Genomic DNA, 23132 nt, shown 5'->3' on the forward strand with positions numbered 1-23132 from the left:
CGTTCAATCTGAGCCATGATCAAACTCTTCAGTTTAAAATCAATAGTGCTTTATTCAAAACACCAAATCTGGCTCATCAATTTTCTGACAAATATTTCTCAAATAAACTTCGAGTAATTTCTACCATCAATCAATGAAAATAATTTCGATCAATCAACCAGTAAAAATCCACACAAGTTGTTCTTCATAATCTCTTAATGATCTTCTTACTGGTTCGTCACCAGCAAGCTAGGTCGGCTATATTACACTAAATATCCTTAGTGTCAATCAGTAATTCAAATTGTTTTAAACTTTCTTTCTAAAACCTAATCTTAACACTTCGTGCTAAGTTACTGTTTTATCAGAAGTTTTAATCTTCATCACCGCCGATGGATGTGCATTCTACAGCATTTTAATGTGCTTGCAACTCCTTTTTTTAAATAACTCAACAAAAATATCACGACTGTTTACTTATTGCACAAAATAGAAGGTTTTTATTATTTTTTGCACGCAAACGGGACAGGATTGGCTAGTTCATCACGCATTTTTTCCTGTTTATTTTTTTCTTGCCAGCTCAGTGATCGGCAATCGATATATTCACAATAGCCACTTTCACCTGTTTCTTCATGATGATTAATTCTGACTTGATATTTAAAACTACCCACATAACCTGCAGCTAAGCCAAATTTAAAATCTCCGCGGCTTTGTGCCTGTACGGAAATGCAGGTGCCATCTTTATCTTCATAACCCCATTCAAACTCACGTGGCAAATACATGCTTTGCCCATTCGGTGTTTTTACTTTGGGATAAACCCGATGGACTTTAAAGCGCACGTTCTGATCAAACATTTGCGAGATGCCTGTTTTCCCATCTCGCAAATATAGTCGTGACTGTAAAATGCCATTGAAAGAATCTCGAACTTGAGCCAAAAGCAGTTGACGCTGATTTTCCAGATTAATGACTTGGTAGGTAAAAAATGCCAAAGGCAAATAGGGGAAATTAATGGAACGAGCATATTCAAAACAGCCCATCTGCTGAATCTCAAATTTTTGTTCCTTGTATGTCACCTGCCCTTCACATTGACACAGTAAAGACCAGTGATCTGCCAGTCCCATACGCAACCGGGTAAAATAAGAAACAATATTGCTGGTGCAAATTGATAAATCAAAACTTAGTTCTTTATCTTTACGCTGTATATGGAAATGGGGGAAATTTCCGCTAATGATTTCCCTGTCTAAAAACTGAAAATGTTCTTTGCTAAAACGACAATCCTTACCCACCGAGTAAGCATTTAATTGCCCCACCATATGCGGGCTAATACTGGCAATGGTAGTGGCAGTATCTAAAGCTGTGGTTTGAATGGCACTTTCATTGCGCAGCATTGCTGCATTCGGCTGGCCGATCAGACTAATGAAATTGAGGTAATGTAAGGGTGCGGGTAGACCAGGAATCATCAAACCTTGATGAATGATTTTATAGCGACCTTTTTGCGCATGATAGGCCAAGCGCAACTGAAATGGAGCCTGATTGAGTTGTTTGGAGCGATCAAATAAATCTTGAAACAACTGCATATCGTGCTCCTTTTTATTTTCAGTATAGCGTTCTCATTTTTATATGGCGGTATTTTTTCTTGCCAGGAAAGTAGTCACAAAACCCGACAATGCATAGATAATGGAAATCACCAGAATCCCTACAGGAATATTATAAGTAATTGCGGCAAAGATAAACACTGCAATCGGTAACACAAAAAATGGTACACGTTTGCGATCAAATGTTTTAAATGAATAGTATTTGATATTGGAAATCATCAGTAATCCCACAGCAATGATCGCAATCGCATTAAAGATCTGAATACCCAATTCACGTATATCAAAAATTTGCGGAAAATCTTGTGCGACCCAGACCAGGGTAATAATGATCACCGCAGCCAACGGACTTGCCACACCAATAAAATAGCGTTTATCTACCACACCAATTTGCACGTTGAAGCGTGCCAGACGGAAAGCTGCACAAGCGGTATACACAAAACAGGCAGCAAGTCCAATGCGCCCCAAATCATGCAGACTCCAGCTATACATTAAAATAGCCGGCGCCACGCCGAAAGCAAGCAAGTCAGACAAGGAGTCGAACTGTTCACCAAACGGGCTTTGAGCACCAATCGCACGTGCTACCCGACCGTCCAATCCATCGAATAATGCCGCCAGAAAAATAGCATAAATGGCTTGAGTGAAATCTCCATTCATGCTGGCAATAATGGAATAAAAGCCCGATAGCAAAGCGGCTGTTGTAATCAGATTCGGCCACAGATAGATGCCACGACGTTTCACCTTTTGTCCCTCGTGGGTATGCTCTTCTTCTTCCACTTCAAAGGTGATGCCATCAAAACCATGCTCATCACGTGGAGAAGATTCACTTTCAGGTTTGTTTATACTTGTCATTCTTTGTCGATCCTAAATGTAACCGTATCTTTTTCAACGTATCTCTTATTCGCCAACCAACCAGCGAACCGCGGCATGTCCACCATTTTCACTCATACGTAAATGCGGGAATAACCATTGTAAAGCTTCATCCGCATCTTCAGAAAATTTCCATGGCGGATTAATCACCAGCAAACCGCAACCATTCAGCCCCACTGGCGTATCATCCGGCCATACACAAACTTCACATACCAATTGACGGCGAATACCAGTTTTGATCATTTTCTTTTCAAAACGTTCAATCATGGCGCGATCTTTAATCGGATACCACACCGCAAAAACGCCGGTAGGCCATTTTTTATACGCAGCAACCAACAATTCGACCAATTGTGGAAAATCTTTACGTTCCAATTCATAAGGTGGATCAATCATGACCAGACCGCGCTTTTCTTTAGGCGGAATCACCCCAAGTAAGCCTTCATAGGCATCACGTTCATGCAGGCCGGCACGGCGGTCACGAATATTAAAACGCAGCTGCTGGAAGACTTCAGGCTGCATTTCGAAAATAGTGGCTTTATCTATTTCACGCATGCCTTCCAGAGCAAACCAGGGTGAACCCGGATAGGCACCCTTACCTGAAACTTCACGCATATCTTGAACAACTTTAAGATATTGCTTTACGCCTTCAGGCGCATTGCGGGTGATTGAATCATCCAGCTTGATTAAACGGTGGATACCATTTAAAAACTCACCTGATTTCTGTGCTGCAGACGTCGATAAATCGTATTTACCTGCCCCACCATGCGTATCGATATAGCGATAAGGTTTATCTTTGGCATTTAAACGTGTTAAAAGTTGCAGCAATAACACATGCTTCATGACATCGGCAAAGTTGCCTGCATGGAAATGGTGACGGTAATTCATGTTTCTTTAATTCCTGATATCAACCGATATTTTAGCATGAAAAAATGTTTCGTTCCGCAGGATATCTTGCTCTAGAATACGCCAGCGTTTTTCTATCCTGTTTATTGAGTATATCTTTATGGATGCAATTCACTTCCCAAAGTCATGCCATGTTGATCAAATAATTGAAGATTTAGATCAGCAAGGCTTCAGTATTATTGATGATGTTTATCCTCAAGAATATATTCATGCCTTGGTTGAAGAATGCACTTCTCATCTGAATCAGTTTAGAGAAGCCGCCATTCAAAATGGGGTCATCAGCAAAATTCGTAGCGATCATATTTTATGGATTAATGATGATTTAGAAAAAGCTCAACAGCACGTTAAAACGCTAGAAAGCTTGGGTGAACAACTAAACCAAGCCTTTTTTCTTGGCATCCGTGAAGTAGAAGCCCATTTTGCCTGTTATAACGCCGGCGAGTTTTATGCCTTACACCGCGACAATCCACAACAAAAAAATGACCGCATGATTTCAGCAGTCTATTACCTGCATGAAGACTGGCAAGCGGATTGGGGCGGTGAATTGCGTTTGCAGGATAAGAATGATCAGTGGCACATTATCCCGCCAAAACCAAACCGGATTGCCCTATTCCAAAGTGATTTATTGCACGAAGTACTGAAAGCCAAACATCAACGCCTATCCATTACCGCATGGTTACGTAGCGGCAATTCCATTTGGTAATTCACAATGAAGGATGCTTTAAATCTGGAAAAACATCCTCATATAGCAATCATTGACAGATGAGGATGTAACCGATGCGGGAAAACACCAAACAGATTATTCAACGTATTGGCGAAACCGATCAGCTGTATTTACAAGGAAATACGCCAAAACTTGCCTTGGAACGTGCTGAGTTACGCATGCAACTGGTTACCTTCAGTATCGTACGTCAGGAACAGCTTCATTTTCTGCAAGAGGCCGTAGTTCTGCTTGAACAGAGCCGTATTGAATTTGAAGAAATGCCGTTAAGTTTATATATGAACTTATCCATGCATTTAGCCAAAGCCTATATGCTGTATTTCGAAATCACCAAGGAACAAAGATTTGCCTTGATTACCCAGCAAATCTTAAAACCGCTCATTCATGACCAGTATGGTGATATTTATTTCTTCCTAGCTTATGCTTCTGCAGCTAAAAGTGAAACTGCCTTAACGCGACATTGGCTCACCAAATACAGTAAAACTGCCGATTTTGACTTGATTCTGGTACAAGAGCATCCAGCCTTTCATCCCTTCCGTGAACACGACTGGTTTGTGCATTTAGTCAAAAGTAAAGTTCATTAATTGCAGATTTAACGATAAAAAACGCCTGCAATGAGGCGTTTTTTTATGATCTGTTCTGCTTAAAAGTTCCTTCTTCTCAGCAGGTTTTAAAGCTCACCTGTCTACAAAAAATCAGGCAGGTTGCAGTCTGGTGGCATTCATATGTAATTGCTGGTTCAATTCATCAATCAACATGACCCATTCATCTGCGTCTTCCACCAAATAGCGAATTAAAAACTCACGCTGGGATTTATTCCAGAAGGGAGCATCATGCAAATTTTGATGTGCGGGTAATTGATGGGTACGAATAAAAAGCTCAATAGCCGCAGGACTAGACGCAAGTCCAAGTTGTTCAAATAACATTTTAAAGGATGGGTTATTATTCATGAGCATGGCACACTCCTTATCAACCAAACTGTCATTTATTATTCAATTAACTTATAAGATATTCATAAAAAAACCTAGTGATAAAACTAGGTTTGTTGTTTCAATTTGTGTTCAATGATGCGTTGACGTTGAAAGCCGGTCTTCGGTATGCAATTGCTCATTTAAGATATCCACCACCATGGCCCATTCATCATCTTTTTTCCAATGACTGATCAGAAAATCATGCTGTGCCTGTGTCCAGAATGGAGCGTGATGCAAAGGTATATCCATCGTCAATTGATGGCTTTCTATAAACTTGTCTATCGCCTCCTGGCTCGCATCAAGTCCCAACTGTTCGAATAAAAGCTCCAATGTGGGTTGCTGATCAAACATCTCATTCTCCTTAAACCTTTATTGTTAACTTTTAAATTAGACGCAAGCCTCTAAAAATTCAGTTGTCACTGCATCACAGCATGTTATTTTTTGTTCAAAAGCCAAATTTCAGGCGTAAAAAAAGCACCCCGAAAGGAGTGCTTCTTCAATTTAATCTAAACGATTAAATTATTTAACCATGTCAGCAATTGCTGCACGTTCTTCTTCTAGCTCGTTAAGAGTGAAGTTGATACGTTCACGGCTGAATTCGTCGATTTCAAGACCTTGAACGATCTTGTATTCGCCATTTTCACAAGTTACAGGGAAACCGAACATTACGCCTTCAGGGATACCGTAAGAACCGTCAGAAGGAATACCCATAGTTACCCATTCGCCGTTTGTGCCAAGAGCCCAATCGCGCATATGGTCAATTGCAGCGTTTGCAGCAGAAGCAGCAGAAGACAAACCACGCGCTTCGATGATCGCAGCACCACGTTTACCAACAGTTGGAAGGAATACGTCTTTGTTCCAAGCAGCATCGTTGATTTTGTCTTTTAAGCTTTCGCCGTTAACAGTTGCAAAACGGTAGTCAGCGTACATTGTTGGAGAGTGGTTACCCCAAACAGTCATAGTTTTGATGTCAGAAACTGCAACGCCAGCTTTTTGAGCAAGTTGAGTCAACGCACGGTTGTGGTCAAGACGTAACATTGCTGTGAAGTTTTTCGCAGGAAGATCTGGAGCAGATTTCATTGCGATGTAAGCGTTAGTGTTCGCAGGGTTACCTACAACAAGTACTTTAACGTCACGGCTAGCAACTTCGTTTAATGCTTGACCTTGACCGATGAAGATCTCACCGTTCACTTTAAGAAGGTCAGCACGTTCCATACCTGGACCACGTGGACGCGAACCAACTAGAAGAGCGTAGTCAGCATCTTTGAATGCAACTTTAGGATCATCAGTACCGATCATGCCAGCCAATAATGGGAAAGCACAGTCGTCAAGTTCCATCATTACGCCTTTAAGCGCAGCTTGAGCTTTCTCAAAAGGAACTTCTAATAATTGAAGAATAACTGGTTGGTCTTTACCCAACATCTCACCGCTAGCGATACGGAATAATAGGCTGTAACCAATTTGACCAGCAGCGCCAGTAACGGCAACGCGAACAGGTTGCTTCATGTAATTATCTCCAATTGAGAGGATCGTCATAATAATTAAATAGCTGTTCTATTTAATCTTAATAATCATAAACGGCAAAGATTGTACTCCAATACTTTGACAGATGCATTTAAAAGAGAATGGATTTCAACAAAAGTATGATAGGAAATATAAATAAAATATATAAAAAAGCTTAGTAAGAACCTTTTATGGTAAATATATTTGGACAGGTATTTTGTACTTCTGCTGAACAGCGCTTGTACTGCCCATTATTTTTGTAACAAAGTTTCACTTCGGTCAGGATGGCATTTCCCTGGGAAGTGGCACAGCTAAATTTAATGGCATTGGCAGGTAAATTTGGATTCAAGCGCAAAAACTGCAGCCGGAGATTGGTCTGATGCATGGCTCGCGTTTCAGGACTGGTTAATTCCTTCGGTATTTTGAGACGCTCGGCATAATTAATCATGGTACGGAAATATTGACTTGAGTTCATCTGTACACAACCACCGATTCCCCGCCAGAGTTGCATGCGGGCATTTTCATCGGGCATGACACGTGCTACGACTTTTGCCTGCAAGGGAGATAAAGCCGCAGAGGATGTGGTCCTGCACTCGGTTTCCGAAGTTTCCGGATACAAACCGGAAATATTCAGCGAATAGCCTTCCAGACATTTGCGCTGTTTTGATTTTTGGGCATCAAACATGCATACCGCAGGGGTCATTTGTACCACCATGACATAACCCTGCAAAGGGGCTGCAAAAGTTTGAGGTGCAAACAGCCCTAGTCCAGCACTGCTCACCGCGAACAGCACCCATCTTAGTAAAACTGAAGTTCGCCCAGAAAATATCATCAACAAGTCAGACCTATCAATAAAACTAAAAATTAAGGATTATTTCTTAATGGAATTATATTCATCCGTTTTTCAATCGACTGCGCTCCTTGTCCAAGCAATACTCCATAATGGGTGGCGTTAGTCATGACATGTTTTACATAATCACGTGTTTCGGTTAAGGGAATGGTTTCAGTATATTGATCAGCGGCTATCTGCTGGGCATCCGGTTGCCAACGACGTGCACGGTTTGGACCAGCATTATAGCCAGCCGTTGCCAGCACAGGATTATTGCTGAGCTGGCTCTGAATCATCGACAAATAAAAAGTGCCATAACGAATATTGGTATTCATGTCGGTTAAAGCTGCCGGATTATAAGTTTCGCCCATTTGCCGGGCCACCAGTTTCGCCGTATCCGGCATAATTTGCATCAACCCTCCTGCACCCACATGTGAACGTGCCTGTGAAACAAAACGGCTTTCCTGACGCATCAGACCATAGGCCCATGCAGGATCGATTCCGGCATTTCGACTATGGCTGACCACATAACTTTGATGTGGCATGGCATAACGATAGGAATAATTGTGTCTGGATTCAGTACGGTCAGCCGCGTAAATGGCACGGTCATACCAGCCTATATCCGTCGCACGTTTTGCAGCTGCCAGTAGTAAGCCATCATCATGTTTTAAATAGGCCTGACGCACTGCCCAGTTCCATTCACGATTCACATAACTATCCGGTGCGTTGACACGGCGTAAAGCAAAAGCACGGTTGAAATGAATATTTTGGCTTAAACGCTGCACATCACTATTTGAAGGTTGAACATTATTGGGAATATTATTGTAACTTTGCCCTAACTTATCTCTGGCCAGCAGATTATGGTAATCATCCCCCTGTGCCAATTTTTTGAAAATTTCTTGTGCCACACGTTTAGAGTGAGCATCGCCACGTTGCTCTGAAGCCCGTGCCAACCAGTACTGCCAACGATCTTCCTGCTTTTGGGTTACGCCCATCGCATCAATGGCCCGAATCAGGCTTTCCCATGCACTAAAACGAATGGCTTGACGAGCATAAATTTCCGCTTCTTCTGCACTAAAGGGCAAACCGTAACTGGCATCCAGATAATTCAGTACTTCACGGTTAAAATTGTTTTTCATCACCGTGGTTCCGCCAATATAGCCCACAGTACGATAGAGCGCTTTTTGTACTTGTAGCGGTGTCCCCTCTGCTGCATTTTTAACGGAAGCCATTGCAGTATTTAAGTCGCTATCGGCCAGACGTCCCAGGGCATAAATCAAATAAGCCTGATCTGCACTGGTGGCTTTAGGCGCAGACCATAAATAATTTAAAGGATTGGCCTGAATTTGATTGAGCTGTGCAAGTGATAGGCTCAGCCCCAGCGTTTGTGCAGTAGCCAAGGCCAAGCCCGACTGCCCTGCACGAAGCTGTCCCCATAAACGTTGCTGCCTGTCCTGCTCGGTCATTAGGGGACTCGACAGCATCATACGTCCCAAACCGGTACAGGATTCAGGTTGTGAGTTGGTGGCAAGCCAGACATCTTTATATTCAGCAAAAACCAGGGGATCACCCGATTTGGCACGAACTTGGGCAACCGCACAGCTTTCCGCCTGATCCGGATTAGTCACATACTGCAAAATAGGCTGCGCAGTCGCAAAATCTGCCTGCTTGACTTTTTCTTCGACATAATCAGCAGCCAGTTTTTCCGCCATCGCTGATTGCGGATAACGCTGAGCAAAATTGATAATTTGGCTGGCAGGCTGATTAGCCAAATTACTATTCAATAACCAGTATTCCGGATAATAACCCAGCACATCGTTCTGCATCGATGCCTGATATTGTTGTAATAAATCTAAATTTGCAGAATTGGCAGCACGCAAAGCATCATTAAACTGTTCATCAGCCGCATAAGAAATCGAAATAAAACCGGTAGATGCCAAAGCCAAAGCAAGCACTTTATAATAATTTTTATTGATTACCCGATTAAACATATGCCCGCCTTCTGTCATTTAATATTGCCTTGGTCGCACCTAATCATTTTTGAATAGTTTAATTATTATTACACTACTCTACTGTTCTGTTATGTAACCTTATGATTAGACAATATTAATTTTCAATCATTTTTACTTCACAAATCAATATTTTTGCAGCTTTATTTAGAGCTATAAGTTTGGCTTCGATTCCTGCTAAAATATGCGCCTTTCTTGTATTCAAATTGCATTTTTTCAAGATGGCAGTCAGCCTCTTTCTTCCCCTTCAATACTATTAGGCATTGAAAGGAAAAAGAAATATCGCTCGCTGAGTGAGCTTGATACAGTCAGTCTTGAATTGCGATTTCACCGATTTATCCTTTAGGAGCCTACATGACGGTTCAAACCTTCATTCCAAATAGTGCCCAAGCTGCTTCAGAAAACACTGTTACCCAGCCACAGCACACCCCAGCCGACGGTTCAGTGAAAAAACTGTATATCGAAACGCAAGGGTGTCAGATGAATGAGTATGACAGTCATCGTATGGCAGATCTTTTAGGCGACTCGCACGGTTATGTATTGACCACTGACCCAAATGATGCCGATATTCTGCTGATGAATACCTGTTCCATTCGTGAAAAGGCCCAGGAAAAAGTGTTTTCCGAACTGGGTCGCTGGCGCAAGCTGAAAGAAAAAAATCCTGACTTAGTGATTGGGGTCGGCGGTTGTGTAGCTTCTCAGGAAGGTGACAATATTCAGAAACGTGCGCCATATGTCGATATGGTTTTTGGTCCACAAACCTTACACCGTTTACCGCAAATGCTGGATCAGCATTCTGAACAAATTGAAAAACCGAAGAAAGAAAAAATCAAGCTGGTGGATATTTCTTTCCCGGATATCGAAAAATTCGACTTTTTACCTGAACCGCGTGTTGAAGGCTATAAAGCCTTTGTTTCGATTATGGAAGGCTGTTCCAAATACTGTTCTTTCTGCGTAGTCCCTTATACCCGCGGTGAAGAGGTATCGCGTCCTTTAGATGACGTACTGGCGGAAATTGCCGGTCTGGCGGAAAAAGGGGTTCGTGAAATCAGCCTATTAGGTCAGAACGTGAATGGTTATCGCGGCGAAACTTTTGAAGGCAATATCTGCACCTTTGCCGACTTGCTGCGTCTCGTTGCCGAAATTCCGGGCATTGGCCGTTTACGTTATACCACTTCACATCCGCTTGAATTCAATGATGACCTGATTCAGTGCTACCGTGACTTGCCACAAATGGTTTCGCACCTGCACTTGCCGGTACAAAGCGGTTCCAACGATGTGCTGAAAGCGATGAAACGTAACCACACCATCGATGTCTATATCGAAAAAATTAAAAAGCTACGTACCGTCCGTCCGGATATGCATTTATCTTCAGACTTTATTATTGGTTTCCCGGGTGAAACCGATGAGAACTTTGAAGAAACTTATCAATTCATCCAGGATTTGGACTTTGACCATTCTTACAGCTTCATTTATTCAAAACGTCCAGGTACACCCGCTTCAGAACTTGAAGACAATACCCCTGAAGATGTCAAAAAAGAACGGCTGGCCAAAGTTCAGCAATGGATTAAACGCTCAAGCATTGATAAAACTGATGCCATGCTCGGCACCATCCAGCGTGTGCTGATTGAAAAAGTTTCTGACAAAGATCCGAACCTGTTGATTGGTACAGCGGACAATACCCGTCTGGTGTCTTTCATTGGTGATCCGGCCTGGGTTGGGCGTTTTGCAGAGATTGAAATTACCGAAATTAAAACTTTAAATTTTGTTTACGGTGAGCTCTTGAATCTTGAGCCTGACGTGGCGTAATGTAAGGTGATCAGTAAGATCATTTTATAAGGAATTCTCTTGACTGCAGCGATCCGACGTACAGTAACTTTTCCTGGTATTTCAATGGAACGTTTAAAAGGCATGCTGGGTGCTTATAACGGTCATTTGAAACAAATCGAACAGCGTTTAGAGGTCAAAATTTCCCATCGAGGTGATGCTTTTTACATCGATGGTGAGATTGATGCAGTAGAGAGAGCCGAAAGCCTCTTGATGCGTCTACATGAAGAAACTGAAACCAGCCAGCAAGTCAGCGCGGATACTTTGCATCTGATGATTCAGGGCAGTCAGACGGATCGTGAATTGCAGGAAGATCTTTCTGACAATGAACATACCGGTCTCGATGCCGTCTGGTTGCAAACCCGCAAAGGCCGGATTAATCCACGCGGCGCAAATCAAAAGCGTTATGTACAGCGTATTTTGCAAAGCGACATTTCCTTTGGTATAGGCCCTGCTGGTACCGGTAAAACCTATCTTGCCGTGGCTGCTGCGGTAGATATGCTGGAACGTAATGAAATCCAGCGCATCCTGCTGGTTCGTCCTGCGGTTGAAGCCGGGGAAAAACTCGGTTTCTTACCGGGGGATTTAAGCCAGAAAATCGATCCTTATTTGCGCCCGCTTTACGATGCCCTGTATGAAATGCTGGGCTTTGAAAAAGTCGCCAAACTGATTGAACGTCAGGTGATTGAAGTTGCGCCCCTCGCCTATATGCGTGGCCGTACCCTCAACCATTCTTTCGTGATTTTGGATGAAGCGCAAAACACGACGCCAGAACAGATGAAAATGTTCCTGACTCGTTTAGGCTTTGGTTCACGTGCGGTCATTACCGGCGACATCACTCAGGTCGATTTACCTCGCGGTCAGCAATCTGGTTTAGCCCATGCTTTACGTGTACTGGAACCTGTAACCGAAATTCATATCACCCGTTTCCATTCCCGTGACGTGGTTCGTCACCGGCTGGTACAGAAAATTGTCGAAGCCTATGAAGGATGGGACAGTGAACAACACCGTCTTAGTGCTGAAGCACGAGCAGAACGTAAAGCGCGTCAGGAAGCATTGATTGCTGAAAATGATGCTGCTGCCGATGCTCAGGACTAAGATACTTTAAGGATTCATTTTGAAACTTAACCTATCATTGCAACAAGACTACCAGTCACCTGAACTGGTATTAAAACGCGCTTATATTAAAAAGGTCATTGAAACTACACTTCGTTTTATCAATGTCGATCAGGACTGCGAAATCGGGATTGCCTGTGTAGACAATGACGAAAGCCAGAAGCTGAATCTGGAGTATCGTCAAAAAGACAAGCCGACCAATGTGCTGTCTTTCCCGAGCGATGTGCCAGAAGAAGTGCTGGCAATGCTGGATGCCCTACCCATTGGTGACCTAGTGATTTGTATTCCTGTGGTTTTACAAGAGGCCATTGATCAGAATAAAACCCCGATTGAGCATTTTACTCATATGCTGGTGCACGGCACCTTACACTTGATGGGCTATGACCATGAAACCTCGGATGAAGATGCAGAAGAAATGGAAGCATTGGAAATTGAGATTCTGGCGAAGTTAGGTTTTAAAAATCCCTATACTGAGCAACAGTAAGTTCTAGCAGCCTTCCCATTTATTAAACCCGATTAATTTCGATTAGTCGGGTTTAATAAATGCCAAATAAGCATAAAATCTTAAAATACTCCTCAATAAATGCTGGAAAAAATGATGAACAGAATTCTTTTCCGACTTTGCCTGATTTCAGCGTTATTTCCTGCATCCCAACTGTATGCCAATGTTGAATCTGTATGTAAGGAAGTAAGGTTCCAGCCAGCAGATAATGCCTGGGTAGGCCATTATTATCTGGAAGGCGTGATGGAAGTCGGCTCTGAGCTTTTACTGCAACCAGACGGCAAGTTTAAATGGTATCTGGCAGTCGGTGCTTTAGACCAATATGCAGAAGGAACCTGGTGGAAAAATGGGACATGTATTGGCTTGAAAGCGGCTCCCCAATACCACCAATATTTACAAATCTTCCCGACCCGCCTCGATCTTTCAGAACAGGACTTAAACGTGACATGGCCGGATGGGCGTCAAAAGGGGCACTATGTATTAGCATCACCTTAAAAACATAATCAAAATAAATACTTGTCAAACTTTTAAAAGCAGATCAATGCCATTCAATCAATGCACCTCAAACTCAGCTTCAGCCGGGTCAAACCGCCAGGTACGCACAATGCGAAGCTCGGAAATATCTTTCATCCCTTTATCAAAACCACCGAATGGAGCAGCTTTACGTACTGAAGTCTTGGCCGCTTCATCCAGTAAACCATGACCTGAACTTTCAATCAGACGAATGGCACGAATTCCGCCACTTTTATTTAAGATGACCATTAAACGGACCTCTCCTGCGAGGCGTTGCACTTTGGCTGCATCGGGATAATAGCGGTTACCGTAAAATTCTACTTTCTCACGGAATTTTTCCAAATAAGCGGCAGAAATATCCTGCTTGGCCTGTATACCATCTACGGTTTTAATTTTTTGCTGACGACTAAAATTTTGCTGACGTTGCAAATATTGTGCTTCCAGACTTGCCACCATCGCGGCCTTGGCCTGAAACTGGCTATTCAGCTCCTGCATGGCTTTTTTGCGCTGGTTCTGTTCTGCTTCTTTCTTCCAGCTTAAGGTGGTCATCAGCACTTTTTCTTCAAAGCTGAGTTCGCGTTTCTGTTGTAAACGCTCCAGAGTTTCCTGTTGCTGTTCACCGGTCGTTTGCTCAGTCATCGCTGCCGGCATATCGCTCGACATACGGTGTGCTTCACGAAAAGTTCCAGAACCTTGCTGATCTGCCTGTGCCAAAAAATCCGCATGTTCCACCTTGTCCTCACTCGGACGTAATGTGACGGCGATCTCTTTGACTGCCGCATCACTTTCTTTCGGCATGGCAAACTGCAAAGTCAAAATAATCAAATGCAAAGCAACAGCTACAATCACTGCGCTTGTGAAAATTGGATCTTTCCACCATGCATGCATTAAAGGTGCGAAACTGATTTTCTTAAGCATCACATTAAACCGACAAAATGTCTGGTCCCCAAACTGCATAAAAGCAGTATAAAATAAACACAGCGTCTAGTTTTGAATGAAGAAACGAGAACTCAGTCAATAAGCACGCTGTAGACAATTAAAATCATGAAAATGGTGCAATTAATTTTGTTAAACTGCAAGGTGGAATATCTGTATTTTTAATACTTTCGACAGAATCTATCGAAGTTTAAGAAGATTAACTCGCTGGGATGCCTTATATGCAAACGCTACTATCCAATATCTCTAAACGTATACGCCAGGTGTATGAAAAGGCTGAAGGGTTTATTGAAGATGAGCGTGAATTTCCCCTTTCTCAAGTTTTTTTAAATGCAACTTTTCAGCGTTTTGTTACTGACAATGTTGCCATGCTGAAAGATCTGCATGCCGACTTGCATGAAGACTGGCTACGCTTATATGCAACGCTTGATGTGAAGGGTTTATACATTACCCTTTCAGTCGATTTGAAACTGGTACAGATGGAACTGAATAAAGATACCCAACTGATTGTGTTTGAACAGATTAGTGACACCCAAGTCATTGAAGCCAAATTCAAAAATATCTTCCAAAAGCTTGCTGTAAAATTTGCTTTATTTTTCTATCAAAAAGTACTCAATCAAGACCCTCTGGGCATGATTCTTGAAAAGTTGAATGTCATTAAAGTAAAAGATGACTTATTGCACCTGGATTTAAACCGATGGTTAGGCAAAAAGCGTTCTATCATTGATACCTTAGCAAAAGTGCATGTCAACCATGCGGTTTTGCGTGAAGCTGAACTGGTGGTCATAGGCAATGTCAACCTGACTGCATTATTCAGAAAAATGTCCGAAGAGCCGATGGAGGTCTGGGAGATTGCGGAAGAATACCAGGACAGCAAAGTCAGTCCGGTTAAGCAAAAATAAATTAGATGATGATTACTGATTAAAAATCTATATTTTTTAGGGAAAAACTACATAAAGATACAGATCGAACAAAATTTCAGATTTTATCTTCATAATCAAAGCGCATAATACCGCTTAAAGACAAGTTTTACATTTTATTCCAAATTCAGAGGAACAATTTACTGATGGCTCACCTTGTATTGAAAACAATTGCGTTGACATCTGGATTAAGCACTACTCTGTTGTTTGCTGGTTTCTCAAGCCAAACCTTCGCCATGAGTCCATTCAAGGCAAGTTATCAATTTAGCTATAATGGCAAAAATCTGGGTTCTGCTACCCGTACATTAAGCAAGTCGGGAAATAACTGGACTTATGTTTTTGCTGCAAAAGCTGCTGGCTTGGCTTCTGCAACAGAAACCAGTTATTTTGGCTTTAATAATGGCCAAATTATTTCCCATACTTTCAGCCGTAGCAGTAAAGTACTCATTCACAATAATACAATGAGTATCAAGTTTAATCCCACAGCTAAAACCATTAATACCAAGAAGGATGACACAGCACGTTCATTTGCCTGGAAAGCCGGTACGCTGGATGAACTGAATGCTGAATTACAACTGCGTGAAGACTTAAAATCATCCGGGCTGAGATCAAGTTATGCGATTGTCGATGCCAAAGAAGTGGAATCACGTCGTTTTGTCAAACAGGGTATGGAAAAGGTAAAAACGTCTTATGGCACTTTCGATACCATTAAAGTAGTGCTCAAGCACAGCAAGCCAAATCGCGATACCATTTTTTGGTTAGCACCTAAACTGGACTACACACCCGTGAAAGTAACCCATCAAGATGGCAAAACTTCCTATGGTTTATTGTTAACAGGTTATAAAGGCCCAACGAGTTAATCGATTTGAGCAATTTCGCTTGCATTTTTTGAGAGCCTTTTTAAAATACGCTTTTGCTTGAAAAAGCATCTGCCCTTAGAGGAATTCTCCCGTGCACGCACTAGAACAGAAAATCTTAAGTGAAGGTATCGTTCTATCTGATCAAGTTCTGAAAGTTGATGCTTTCTTAAATCATCAAATCGACCCTGTATTAATGCAGCAAATTGGCAAAGAATTTGCTGCACGGTTTAAAGATGCAGGGATCACGAAAATTATCACCATTGAAGCTTCTGGTATTGCTCCAGCAGTCATGGCCGGTTTAGAACTTGGCGTGCCTGTGATCTTTGCACGTAAATATCAGTCTTTAACCTTAAAAGATGATTTATACCGTTCCAAAGTGTTCTCGTTCACTAAACAAATTGAAAGTACCATTGCCATTTCCAACAAGCACATCAACTCTAGCGATAAAGCTTTAGTGATTGATGACTTCCTGGCAAATGGTCAGGCTGCTTTAGGTCTTGCCGATTTAATTCATCAAGCAAATGCAGAAGTTGTGGGTATTGGCATTGTAATTGAAAAATCTTTCCAGCCAGGGCGCCAATTGTTACTTGATAAAGGTTACCGTGTTGAATCTTTGGCACGTGTTAAATCTTTAGAAAATGGTACTGTTGAATTTGTCCGTGACTAGAATTTCAACTGAATTTAAAAAGAACGCTCAGGCGTTCTTTTTTATAGGTGTTTGTTTTTAGAATGCATATTTTATGTGAAACAACTATCCAGAATAATGTTAACAAAATCGGTGCTTACTCACCTGCTCCATGTGAATTCAGCTTGCTGGCCCCTGCTGCAAAATGAGATACAAGAAAAAAATAAATTCGTTGCACTTTTTTTGTCCAATAATTCGAATCAACTCTAGTCAATAGCGTGGTTTTACATCTCATAACAACCGAACTTTCACACCAAATAGGACTTGTTAAAGATTAATTTAACTACAAAGCAATATTCACTGAACATTTTTTGCTCTAAAATAAAAAAGTCTAACTATCCGCAAATAGTTAGACCCTGGATCATATTGAACGGTGGATTTACTTTACGGTCACAGTAATGCTACCGGTGTTCACAGCACCAATAGCTGAAGTTTTGATACCATCAATATGATTCACTTTTCCATCTACATTTACAGATGCATCAATAGCTGCGGAATTAAAAGCTAAATTCGCTGCAGTGTAATTACTCAGAGTTTCAGAGAATTGGTCATAAGTATCCGTATTTAACGATGTACTAATGGAACTTTCAAACTCTGATGACCGTTCAGAACGCCATTCTTCCAAATTACGCGCCGCACTTCTTTCAGCATCCAGAGTTGATTCCAATGTTCCCGTATTCACAGCAGTCAGATTGCCTTGCTGCAAATTGATACTACCGGTGTTTACCGCACCAATTGCTGAAGTTTCTACTGCAATTTTGTCTCCCACATTATTCAGTGAGTTATACCGCCCATCTACATTGACCGTTGCATCAACAGTAGCGGTATTAATGGCAAGGTTAAGCGCAGTACCATTTGGCTGGGTATGTTGAGATAAAAGATTTAAGGCACCATTTAACCCAGTATCTACAGTGACCTCTTGAGCATTAGCCATGCCTGCACCGGACAAGAAGGCAACAGATAAAGCGATTGTTTTGATAGTCTTATTCATGGTTATTTTCCTTTTTTCTAATTTTGAAGTACTTCTCGCTAAGCACTTCTTTTTTATAATGGGAGCGAGCCCATTTTTATATATTTTTAATCACGCTGCGTACTTGACCAGTAGTTTTCGACCACTTCCGGATTAACATCCCACAGCATCGAAGTCTTTTCATTGTCTTTTTCTTCATTCATTTTTTTTAAAAAAGATGAAGGCTTTTTCATACTGATATATTTAATCAAATCCTGTTTGCTCGGTTCAGACTCACCTTCAGGATTTTCAATCAACTCAGACTCTTTTTTCTTGGGTGGCTGTGTATCCTTGTTGGGTGAGTTCGTCGATTTATTTTTCTCATTCGGTGAACTGGTTTTATGTGAGGATGATTCCAGAACAGTACTCGGTACGTTTGCGGTACTTTGCTGCTGACTCTGCTTATACTTATACAGCGCAACCGAACTTCGGGTTAAACTCAATTGGCCAAATTCAGGTGGTATTTGCGCGCGGCAACTTTCAAAGGTTGCAGGCGGAATCACCTGACTAAGCAACTCAAAAGTAGCCAGATTCAGCATTTGGCGTAAGGCAAAGTTAGTTGCCTCGCGCTCCCCCTTGCCCAACTGAATATTCAATAAAGTATGCCCGGCAAACCTGCCTGCACTCAGACCATAATCCTGCGCAGCAATCTGTTTTTGCAGCGAAACATTAGCTACCACCTTACTGCTGCGGGTATCAGTCAGGGATAAATCCAGCCCGACCATAATGCGGGTTTGACTATAATTCGGCCCGACTCCACCAATCTGCATATCCACACCGCCCCCTGGAATAAAATCCAGACTGTTGATGCTGCCAGTGACATAATAATCGGATGCCTGGATTTGCCGTGGGTCGCGAATGCCCCACTTGGCTTCGCTTTCGATAATCCTCGGATCACGCCGGTTCAATAAACTGACCCCAGCCTGAAACAGGGCGGACTGCACCATATCTCCCGCACCTTGGGTCACCATTTTGCCACTGCCGCCATTGGTCACTACATCTTTACCGGTCTGGTCCAGAATCGCTCCAACGGAAAAGCTGACATCACTGCGCAGTTGCCCTTTCAGGCAGGATAAAGCCATATCAAAAGGGGTGAAAATATCGGTAATTGGAGGTCCCTGTACCAGGCTGACCGGTTTCTTGTTTGAGACCGCCATACCCGTGCACCCGCTCATCAGCTGGCTTAAAAGGATCAACACAGTCACAGAAGATATTTTTCTTCTATTTAACGGAAAATTCAGCATAGTGAGCCCCCCCCCGGTTGGGTGCTTAAGTTGGGGCATTGCTGATTATTTTGAGTGGTCGTGGAATTTAAGGTGCCTTCATTCGAAGTATCATTCGAAATGTCCACGCCGTTATTTGAACCATTGATATTCACATTGCTCGTAGCTGAATTCACCGTACCGATAGAGCTGGTCGAGGTGCTATTTATAGTGGTCTTTCCCAAGCCAGAATAATAATCGGAATCCTTGAGCTCGATCAGATTGGCCTGCACCAGATTTTCACTGGAACGAGTACTTGACGATTTCCAGCGCTGGCTCCATTCATCCGATGTGGCATAAGCATTGCCCAAAATACAGCAACAAAATAAACTCACATTGATCACTGATATTTTCATAATCATTACCCGTCCTTCGTTCCAGGATGTTTATTTATTTTCTATTTATTAAGGTTTAATTTATATTAAAAATATTAAATCACATAAATAAAACAAAAGGCAAAATTTATCAGGTTTTACATATCTTAGGTTTAAGATAACAAACTATCTTGTTGTTATAATTATTGATTTATTAATTGTTGTTTATTTTTGAATTGTAAGAAATCATTATGTAATAAATCTTTAAAATTAAAATTTACATCAAAAATTTAATAAAATTAATATTTTTTTTATATAAAAAATCATCCTGATTTCATAAGCGAATATTCACCTTGTCAAAACAGTTCAGCTTTAGGGAGTTGTAAAATTTGACTTTATTAGAATGCTCATTCAAATGTGATGAACATCTATTATTTATGAAAATACAATTAACCAATCACAGTTAAGCGTATTTATAAAGTAATTTCAGCAGTAAAGTTAATTTTTTAAAAGTATGAGTATCCGTTCAAAAAAAAACACTCTAACTTTAGCGATAAGGCTATTTGCAGCCCTATATCTACGACCACTTCAGTGTTTTGAGCATTTGCCATACTGGCACCGGTCAGGAAGGCGACGGGTAAGAAGATTGTTTTAACAGTCTTCTTATCCGTCGAAAAATCGAAGAATTAAACCAAAGACACATGGAATTAGGCTTGAAAAGAGGAGCCGTACAGTCTCAGCCTAGCCTGTTTTAAGTTGCAGTATATGCAAGATACAGTCATTTTCATGGCTGTATGATTGATGATTATTAAAAAATCAGCCATCACCAGATTCGATAAAGAATGAATGTTTTTACAACTCAGATAAACTGTTTCGACTTTATTTCAACTAGAATCAAGTTGGTATGAAATGCTCCTGACATCCAGTTGCAGAAGCGACATACTGTAGCAACATGTCATAAATATCAGCTGACCTTGAAACCTTCTCTATTTCCTATAGTTCAAGATCGGTCAATATAAATTGTTGATGGAAAAACTTATGCAATGTCCTAAATGTGGATCGACCGAAGTTGAAAAACGCGATCACGAAAAGAACTTAAAAACCATTGGTGGAATTTTAATGACCTCCGCCGGGGCAACAGCAGGAACGGTAGGTGGTGCTGCAACGGGAGCATCGACCGGTGCGGCGATTGGGGCAGTTGCCGGACCATTAGGCGTGATTTTCGGTGGCACAGTAGGAACATTTGTAGGTGCCATTGCTGTAGGTGTGACCGGTGGCGTATTAGGGAATATTTTCGGTAAAAAAGCCGGTGTCATTATCGATAAGAATGTGTTTCTGGATTATAAATGTTTGCAATGCAATCATAGATTTAAACAACCTGAATAAGCACTTAAACTTTAAATTGCAATAAAAAGACCCTTCATTTTTAGAAGGGTTTTTTATAGATACATACCTTACAAATAGAGTGAGTGAAACTCAAGTTCTTAATAAAAATCAGTTTGCCTGCAATTTTTTAACCACTTCGCCCAAGCGTTTACCCTGCTCTTCACACAAGACTTTTTCATCCTGGCTTAAACCCAAATCATGGCGCGGACCACTCACATGACTGGCACCATAGGGTGTTCCACCAGACTTGGTGTTGGATAATGCCGGGTTGGCATTCGGCAGGCCCATAATCATCATGCCATGATGAAACAGAGGTGGAAGCATAGTCAGCAATGTGCTTTCCTGTCCGCCGTGCATCGAACCAGAAGATGTAAAGACACAGGCCGGTTTTTGATGCAAAGCACCATTCAACCACAGACTGGTGGTCTGATCCCAGAAATACTTCATCTCGGAGGCCATATTGCCAAAGCGTGTCGGTGAACCCAAAGCCAGACCTGAACAATTGGCCAAATCATCCAGGGTACAATAAATATCCCCTTCCTCCGGAATACTCGGCTCAGCCTGTTTCACCACAGTGGATAGGTTGGGTACCGTACGAATTTTTACCGCCATACCTGCAGATTCAACACCATTGGCAATTAAATGTGCCATTTCTTTGGTTGAGCCATATTTGCTGTAATATAAAACCAGGACATAAGACTGCATAATTTTTATAAACGAAGCTAAAAGAGAAAACTATACGGTATTTTTCCCATTTTTTGGTTAAGCTTGGTATTGAAAATTCATAAAGATGACTAAAAAAATTGAGACTTCATCACGATGCTAAAAAAGTATTTAAAAAAACTTCCTTTTTATAATGAGACCTGGTTTCAGTTTGTTTTATTTGTCGTAAGACGTTTTGAAGCCGATCGTTGCCGTGATCAAGCGGCATCTTTGACTTATACCACGCTGTTTGCAGTGGTCCCCATGCTGACAGTTTTTCTGGTAATCATTTCTTCGATTAAAGCCCTGGAACCTGCAAGGCAGCAATTACAACAACTGATTTACAGTCATTTTTTACCCCGAACCACCATCGCCTTTGACAAAGCCTTTACTGCCTTTACCGATAAATCCAGCAACCTGACAGTGATTGGTATTTTATTTCTGTTCGTGACCACAGTCATGATGCTTTCCAGTATCGAGACCGTATTTAACCGGATTTGGCGAGTAAAAGAAACGCGAGGCGGGATTATCGGCTTTATGCGTTACTGGACCATTATTTCACTCGGCCCTATTCTGCTAGGCAGTGCTTTTGCGATTTCATCCACTGTAGCCTCATTAAATGTACTGAGTAATAATTTTGCCGGTTATGAGGTCGACGGTGAATTTATCTTGTGGGGCATTTCCTTTGTCCTGACCATTTTGGGCTTCTTTATTTTAAACTGGACCATTCCCAATCGCAGTGTTCCGATTAAAGCTGCCTTGATTGCCGGTACATTCAGCGCTGTAGTCTTTGAATTGCTGAAAAATTTGTTTGGCATCATCATGTCAAATTTCACCAGTTATGAAATTGTCTATGGCGCTTTTGCTGCCATTCCGATTTTCCTGTTATGGATTTTCCTGTCCTGGAACATTGTTTTGCTGGGGGTCGAAATCAGTTATGCCCTCACTGCGTTTAATTCAGGCAAAGAACCCAAACGCCATCCCGTGATTATGCTGCTAGATTTGATGGAGCTATTTTATAAAAAACAGCAAAGTGGTGAAAGCGTTTCTGATGAAGAAGCACTGGAAGTCTTGGGCCGTGATGAAATCGGACGCTGGCCGACGTATGTAGTGATGCTGGAAAAACAAAATCTGGTAAAACGTACCGATAATGATGAATACATTCTCGCGCGCAATCTGGCTCAGGTCGATTTTTGGAGTTTTTATAAACAGTTGCCCTACCCGCTTCCGCGTAGCAAAGATGTCGCCAATATTCGTCCGGATGATGAATGGATACAAAGACTTGGTCCAGCTCTGGTTGAATCTGATGATTATCTGGCTGCAAAACTTTCCATTCCGCTGTCGGCTATTTTTGAAAAGAAATAGCGTTAACTGACCTTGACGATGCCATAAAAAAGCCTTCACATATGAAGGCTTTTTTAATGACTACGTAAATGTATTAGCAGACAAAAATATCTGATCCAACCATGCAAACTGACCGCTATGTAAAAATCTAGAACTAAAAAAAGGCTGTATCAAACACACTGCTGTCCCATAATTTGAATTTTATTTCAGTATGAAATCAATATGATGATATTTTAAATTTAAGTATTTGATATATAATAGGACTTACGCAGTATTATTTATAGATTCTCTGTGGTAGCAGATGATTTTTATCGAGAATAAAGTCATCAATGAAGTTTTTGATCATTGGTCTAAATAATTTCTTCTGCCAACGATATACATTTTC

24 protein-coding genes and 1 pseudogene are annotated in these 23132 nt (G+C 41.5%); 11 read left to right on the forward strand and 14 right to left on the reverse strand.

The features are described from left to right. Positions 1-476: 476 nt before the first annotated feature. The 3 genes from FTU91_RS11010 to FTU91_RS11020 are packed head-to-tail and all read right to left on the reverse strand — an operon-like array spanning position 477 to position 3320. Entirely contained in the window at positions 477-1550 is a 1074-nt protein-coding gene (locus FTU91_RS11010; RefSeq protein WP_180082177.1) for a DUF6670 family protein, read from the reverse strand. 39 nt (positions 1551-1589) lie between these two features. Then, positions 1590-2417: a CDP-diacylglycerol--serine O-phosphatidyltransferase gene (gene pssA / locus FTU91_RS11015; RefSeq protein ID WP_166168773.1), complete on the reverse strand. Its 828-nt coding sequence runs from the start codon at positions 2415-2417 to the stop codon at positions 1590-1592. A gap of 45 nt (positions 2418-2462) precedes the next feature. Continuing rightward, entirely contained in the window at positions 2463-3320 is an 858-nt protein-coding gene (locus FTU91_RS11020) for a 23S rRNA (adenine(2030)-N(6))-methyltransferase RlmJ (RefSeq protein WP_166168771.1), read from the reverse strand. A 118-nt stretch (positions 3321-3438) separates the two neighbouring features. Between FTU91_RS11020 and FTU91_RS11025 the strand changes: the two genes are divergently transcribed. Both FTU91_RS11025 and FTU91_RS11030 read left to right on the forward strand, forming a co-directional pair. Continuing rightward, positions 3439-4041: a 2OG-Fe(II) oxygenase gene (locus FTU91_RS11025; RefSeq protein ID WP_180082178.1), complete on the forward strand. Its 603-nt coding sequence runs from the start codon at positions 3439-3441 to the stop codon at positions 4039-4041. A gap of 74 nt (positions 4042-4115) precedes the next feature. Then, on the forward strand, positions 4116-4643 hold the full coding sequence (locus FTU91_RS11030; protein ID WP_180082179.1) for a hypothetical protein: 528 nt from the start codon (positions 4116-4118) through the stop codon (positions 4641-4643). Positions 4644-4754: 111 nt separating this feature from the next. Here FTU91_RS11030 and FTU91_RS11035 read toward each other — a convergent pair whose 3' ends face one another. The 5 genes from FTU91_RS11035 to FTU91_RS11055 form a co-directional block, all read right to left on the reverse strand. Next, positions 4755-5015 (reverse strand): DUF2789 family protein, encoded by a 261-nt coding sequence (locus FTU91_RS11035; protein WP_180082180.1) that lies wholly within the window; start codon positions 5013-5015, stop codon positions 4755-4757. 105 nt (positions 5016-5120) lie between these two features. Beyond that, positions 5121-5381, reverse strand: coding sequence for a DUF2789 family protein (locus FTU91_RS11040; RefSeq protein WP_180082181.1), 261 nt, complete (start codon positions 5379-5381; stop codon positions 5121-5123). A gap of 168 nt (positions 5382-5549) precedes the next feature. Beyond that, positions 5550-6536, reverse strand: coding sequence for a malate dehydrogenase (locus FTU91_RS11045; RefSeq protein ID WP_092821112.1), 987 nt, complete (start codon positions 6534-6536; stop codon positions 5550-5552). Between the two features lie 172 nt (positions 6537-6708). Next, positions 6709-7365, reverse strand: a complete 657-nt coding sequence (locus FTU91_RS11050; protein ID WP_180082187.1) for a ribonuclease I — start codon at positions 7363-7365, stop codon at positions 6709-6711. 32 nt (positions 7366-7397) lie between these two features. Next, on the reverse strand, positions 7398-9371 hold the full coding sequence (locus FTU91_RS11055) for a lytic transglycosylase domain-containing protein (RefSeq protein ID WP_180082182.1): 1974 nt from the start codon (positions 9369-9371) through the stop codon (positions 7398-7400). Between the two features lie 354 nt (positions 9372-9725). Here FTU91_RS11055 and miaB point away from each other — a divergent pair, with 354 nt between their 5' ends. From miaB to FTU91_RS11075, 4 genes are all read left to right on the forward strand, one after another. Beyond that, entirely contained in the window at positions 9726-11180 is a 1455-nt protein-coding gene (miaB, locus tag FTU91_RS11060; protein ID WP_166168761.1) for a tRNA (N6-isopentenyl adenosine(37)-C2)-methylthiotransferase MiaB, read from the forward strand. Between the two features lie 39 nt (positions 11181-11219). Then, positions 11220-12296: a PhoH family protein gene (locus tag FTU91_RS11065; RefSeq protein ID WP_166168759.1), complete on the forward strand. Its 1077-nt coding sequence runs from the start codon at positions 11220-11222 to the stop codon at positions 12294-12296. A 19-nt stretch (positions 12297-12315) separates the two neighbouring features. After that, the gene (ybeY, locus tag FTU91_RS11070; RefSeq protein ID WP_180082183.1) at positions 12316-12798 is read left to right on the forward strand and encodes an rRNA maturation RNase YbeY; all 483 of its coding nucleotides are present in this window, start codon (positions 12316-12318) and stop codon (positions 12796-12798) included. A gap of 114 nt (positions 12799-12912) precedes the next feature. Continuing rightward, positions 12913-13311, forward strand: a complete 399-nt coding sequence (locus tag FTU91_RS11075; protein ID WP_180082184.1) for a hypothetical protein — start codon at positions 12913-12915, stop codon at positions 13309-13311. A gap of 57 nt (positions 13312-13368) precedes the next feature. On the opposite strand, the gene FTU91_RS11080 is transcribed toward FTU91_RS11075, so the two are convergent. Then, positions 13369-14247 (reverse strand): energy transducer TonB, encoded by an 879-nt coding sequence (locus FTU91_RS11080; RefSeq protein ID WP_180042071.1) that lies wholly within the window; start codon positions 14245-14247, stop codon positions 13369-13371. A 239-nt stretch (positions 14248-14486) separates the two neighbouring features. Here FTU91_RS11080 and FTU91_RS11085 point away from each other — a divergent pair, with 239 nt between their 5' ends. The 3 genes from FTU91_RS11085 to FTU91_RS11095 all read left to right on the forward strand — a co-directional run bounded on the left by FTU91_RS11085 (position 14487) and on the right by FTU91_RS11095 (position 16712). After that, positions 14487-15167, forward strand: coding sequence for a hypothetical protein (locus FTU91_RS11085; RefSeq protein ID WP_166168753.1), 681 nt, complete (start codon positions 14487-14489; stop codon positions 15165-15167). Between the two features lie 164 nt (positions 15168-15331). Then, on the forward strand, positions 15332-16045 hold the full coding sequence (locus tag FTU91_RS11090) for a DUF3108 domain-containing protein (RefSeq protein ID WP_180082185.1): 714 nt from the start codon (positions 15332-15334) through the stop codon (positions 16043-16045). Positions 16046-16136: 91 nt separating this feature from the next. Beyond that, a complete protein-coding gene (locus FTU91_RS11095) occupies positions 16137-16712 on the forward strand; it encodes a xanthine phosphoribosyltransferase (RefSeq protein ID WP_086195739.1) in 576 nt (191 codons plus the stop codon). 397 nt (positions 16713-17109) lie between these two features. On the opposite strand, the gene FTU91_RS11100 is transcribed toward FTU91_RS11095, so the two are convergent. The 3 genes from FTU91_RS11100 to FTU91_RS11110 all read right to left on the reverse strand — a co-directional run bounded on the left by FTU91_RS11100 (position 17110) and on the right by FTU91_RS11110 (position 19357). Continuing rightward, positions 17110-17721 carry a hypothetical protein gene (locus tag FTU91_RS11100; protein WP_166168749.1) on the reverse strand — a complete coding sequence of 204 codons (612 nt, stop codon included), beginning with the start codon at positions 17719-17721 and terminating at the stop codon, positions 17110-17112. Positions 17722-17807: 86 nt separating this feature from the next. Further along, positions 17808-18983 (reverse strand): CsgG/HfaB family protein, encoded by a 1176-nt coding sequence (locus tag FTU91_RS11105; RefSeq protein WP_180042075.1) that lies wholly within the window; start codon positions 18981-18983, stop codon positions 17808-17810. Continuing rightward, the gene (locus tag FTU91_RS11110; protein WP_180042077.1) at positions 18977-19357 is read right to left on the reverse strand and encodes a hypothetical protein; all 381 of its coding nucleotides are present in this window, start codon (positions 19355-19357) and stop codon (positions 18977-18979) included. Before FTU91_RS11110 ends, FTU91_RS11105 begins: the two co-directional genes overlap by 7 nt. Positions 19358-20341: 984 nt before the next feature. On the opposite strand from FTU91_RS11110, the gene FTU91_RS11115 reads away from it, so the two are divergent. Continuing rightward, the gene (locus FTU91_RS11115) at positions 20342-20701 is read left to right on the forward strand and encodes a hypothetical protein (RefSeq protein WP_086195743.1); all 360 of its coding nucleotides are present in this window, start codon (positions 20342-20344) and stop codon (positions 20699-20701) included. 108 nt (positions 20702-20809) lie between these two features. Here FTU91_RS11115 and wrbA read toward each other — a convergent pair whose 3' ends face one another. Continuing rightward, complete coding sequence (gene wrbA, locus FTU91_RS11120) at positions 20810-21406, reverse strand: NAD(P)H:quinone oxidoreductase (RefSeq protein WP_180082186.1); 597 nt, start codon at positions 21404-21406, stop codon at positions 20810-20812. Between the two features lie 114 nt (positions 21407-21520). Between wrbA and FTU91_RS11125 the strand changes: the two genes are divergently transcribed. Next, entirely contained in the window at positions 21521-22768 is a 1248-nt protein-coding gene (locus FTU91_RS11125) for a YihY family inner membrane protein (protein ID WP_180042081.1), read from the forward strand. A gap of 253 nt (positions 22769-23021) precedes the next feature. Here the strand turns inward: FTU91_RS11125 and FTU91_RS11130 are convergent. After that, a pseudogene (locus tag FTU91_RS11130) lies at positions 23022-23132 on the reverse strand (IS701 family transposase); the annotation flags it as partial.

The organism is Acinetobacter sp. YH12201 (genome assembly GCF_013418145.1).
Taxonomy (GTDB): Bacteria; Pseudomonadota; Gammaproteobacteria; order Pseudomonadales; family Moraxellaceae; genus Acinetobacter.

Coding starts and splice junctions, on each gene's coding strand:
- FTU91_RS11010 (WP_180082177.1), bottom strand. CDS start 1,550: ATGCAGTTGTTTCAAGATTTATTTGATCGCTCCAAACAACTCAATCAG.
- pssA (WP_166168773.1), bottom strand. CDS start 2,417: ATGACAAGTATAAACAAACCTGAAAGTGAATCTTCTCCACGTGATGAG.
- FTU91_RS11020 (WP_166168771.1), bottom strand. CDS start 3,320: ATGAATTACCGTCACCATTTCCATGCAGGCAACTTTGCCGATGTCATG.
- FTU91_RS11025 (WP_180082178.1), top strand. CDS start 3,439: ATGGATGCAATTCACTTCCCAAAGTCATGCCATGTTGATCAAATAATT.
- FTU91_RS11030 (WP_180082179.1), top strand. CDS start 4,116: ATGCGGGAAAACACCAAACAGATTATTCAACGTATTGGCGAAACCGAT.
- FTU91_RS11035 (WP_180082180.1), bottom strand. CDS start 5,015: ATGCTCATGAATAATAACCCATCCTTTAAAATGTTATTTGAACAACTT.
- FTU91_RS11040 (WP_180082181.1), bottom strand. CDS start 5,381: ATGTTTGATCAGCAACCCACATTGGAGCTTTTATTCGAACAGTTGGGA.
- FTU91_RS11045 (WP_092821112.1), bottom strand. CDS start 6,536: ATGAAGCAACCTGTTCGCGTTGCCGTTACTGGCGCTGCTGGTCAAATT.
- FTU91_RS11050 (WP_180082187.1), bottom strand. CDS start 7,365: ATGATATTTTCTGGGCGAACTTCAGTTTTACTAAGATGGGTGCTGTTC.
- FTU91_RS11055 (WP_180082182.1), bottom strand. CDS start 9,371: ATGACAGAAGGCGGGCATATGTTTAATCGGGTAATCAATAAAAATTAT.
- miaB (WP_166168761.1), top strand. CDS start 9,726: ATGACGGTTCAAACCTTCATTCCAAATAGTGCCCAAGCTGCTTCAGAA.
- FTU91_RS11075 (WP_180082184.1), top strand. CDS start 12,913: ATGAACAGAATTCTTTTCCGACTTTGCCTGATTTCAGCGTTATTTCCT.
- FTU91_RS11080 (WP_180042071.1), bottom strand. CDS start 14,247: ATGCTTAAGAAAATCAGTTTCGCACCTTTAATGCATGCATGGTGGAAA.
- FTU91_RS11085 (WP_166168753.1), top strand. CDS start 14,487: ATGCAAACGCTACTATCCAATATCTCTAAACGTATACGCCAGGTGTAT.
- FTU91_RS11090 (WP_180082185.1), top strand. CDS start 15,332: ATGGCTCACCTTGTATTGAAAACAATTGCGTTGACATCTGGATTAAGC.
- FTU91_RS11100 (WP_166168749.1), bottom strand. CDS start 17,721: ATGAATAAGACTATCAAAACAATCGCTTTATCTGTTGCCTTCTTGTCC.
- FTU91_RS11105 (WP_180042075.1), bottom strand. CDS start 18,983: ATGCTGAATTTTCCGTTAAATAGAAGAAAAATATCTTCTGTGACTGTG.
- FTU91_RS11110 (WP_180042077.1), bottom strand. CDS start 19,357: ATGAAAATATCAGTGATCAATGTGAGTTTATTTTGTTGCTGTATTTTG.
- FTU91_RS11115 (WP_086195743.1), top strand. CDS start 20,342: ATGGAAAAACTTATGCAATGTCCTAAATGTGGATCGACCGAAGTTGAA.
- wrbA (WP_180082186.1), bottom strand. CDS start 21,406: ATGCAGTCTTATGTCCTGGTTTTATATTACAGCAAATATGGCTCAACC.
- FTU91_RS11125 (WP_180042081.1), top strand. CDS start 21,521: ATGCTAAAAAAGTATTTAAAAAAACTTCCTTTTTATAATGAGACCTGG.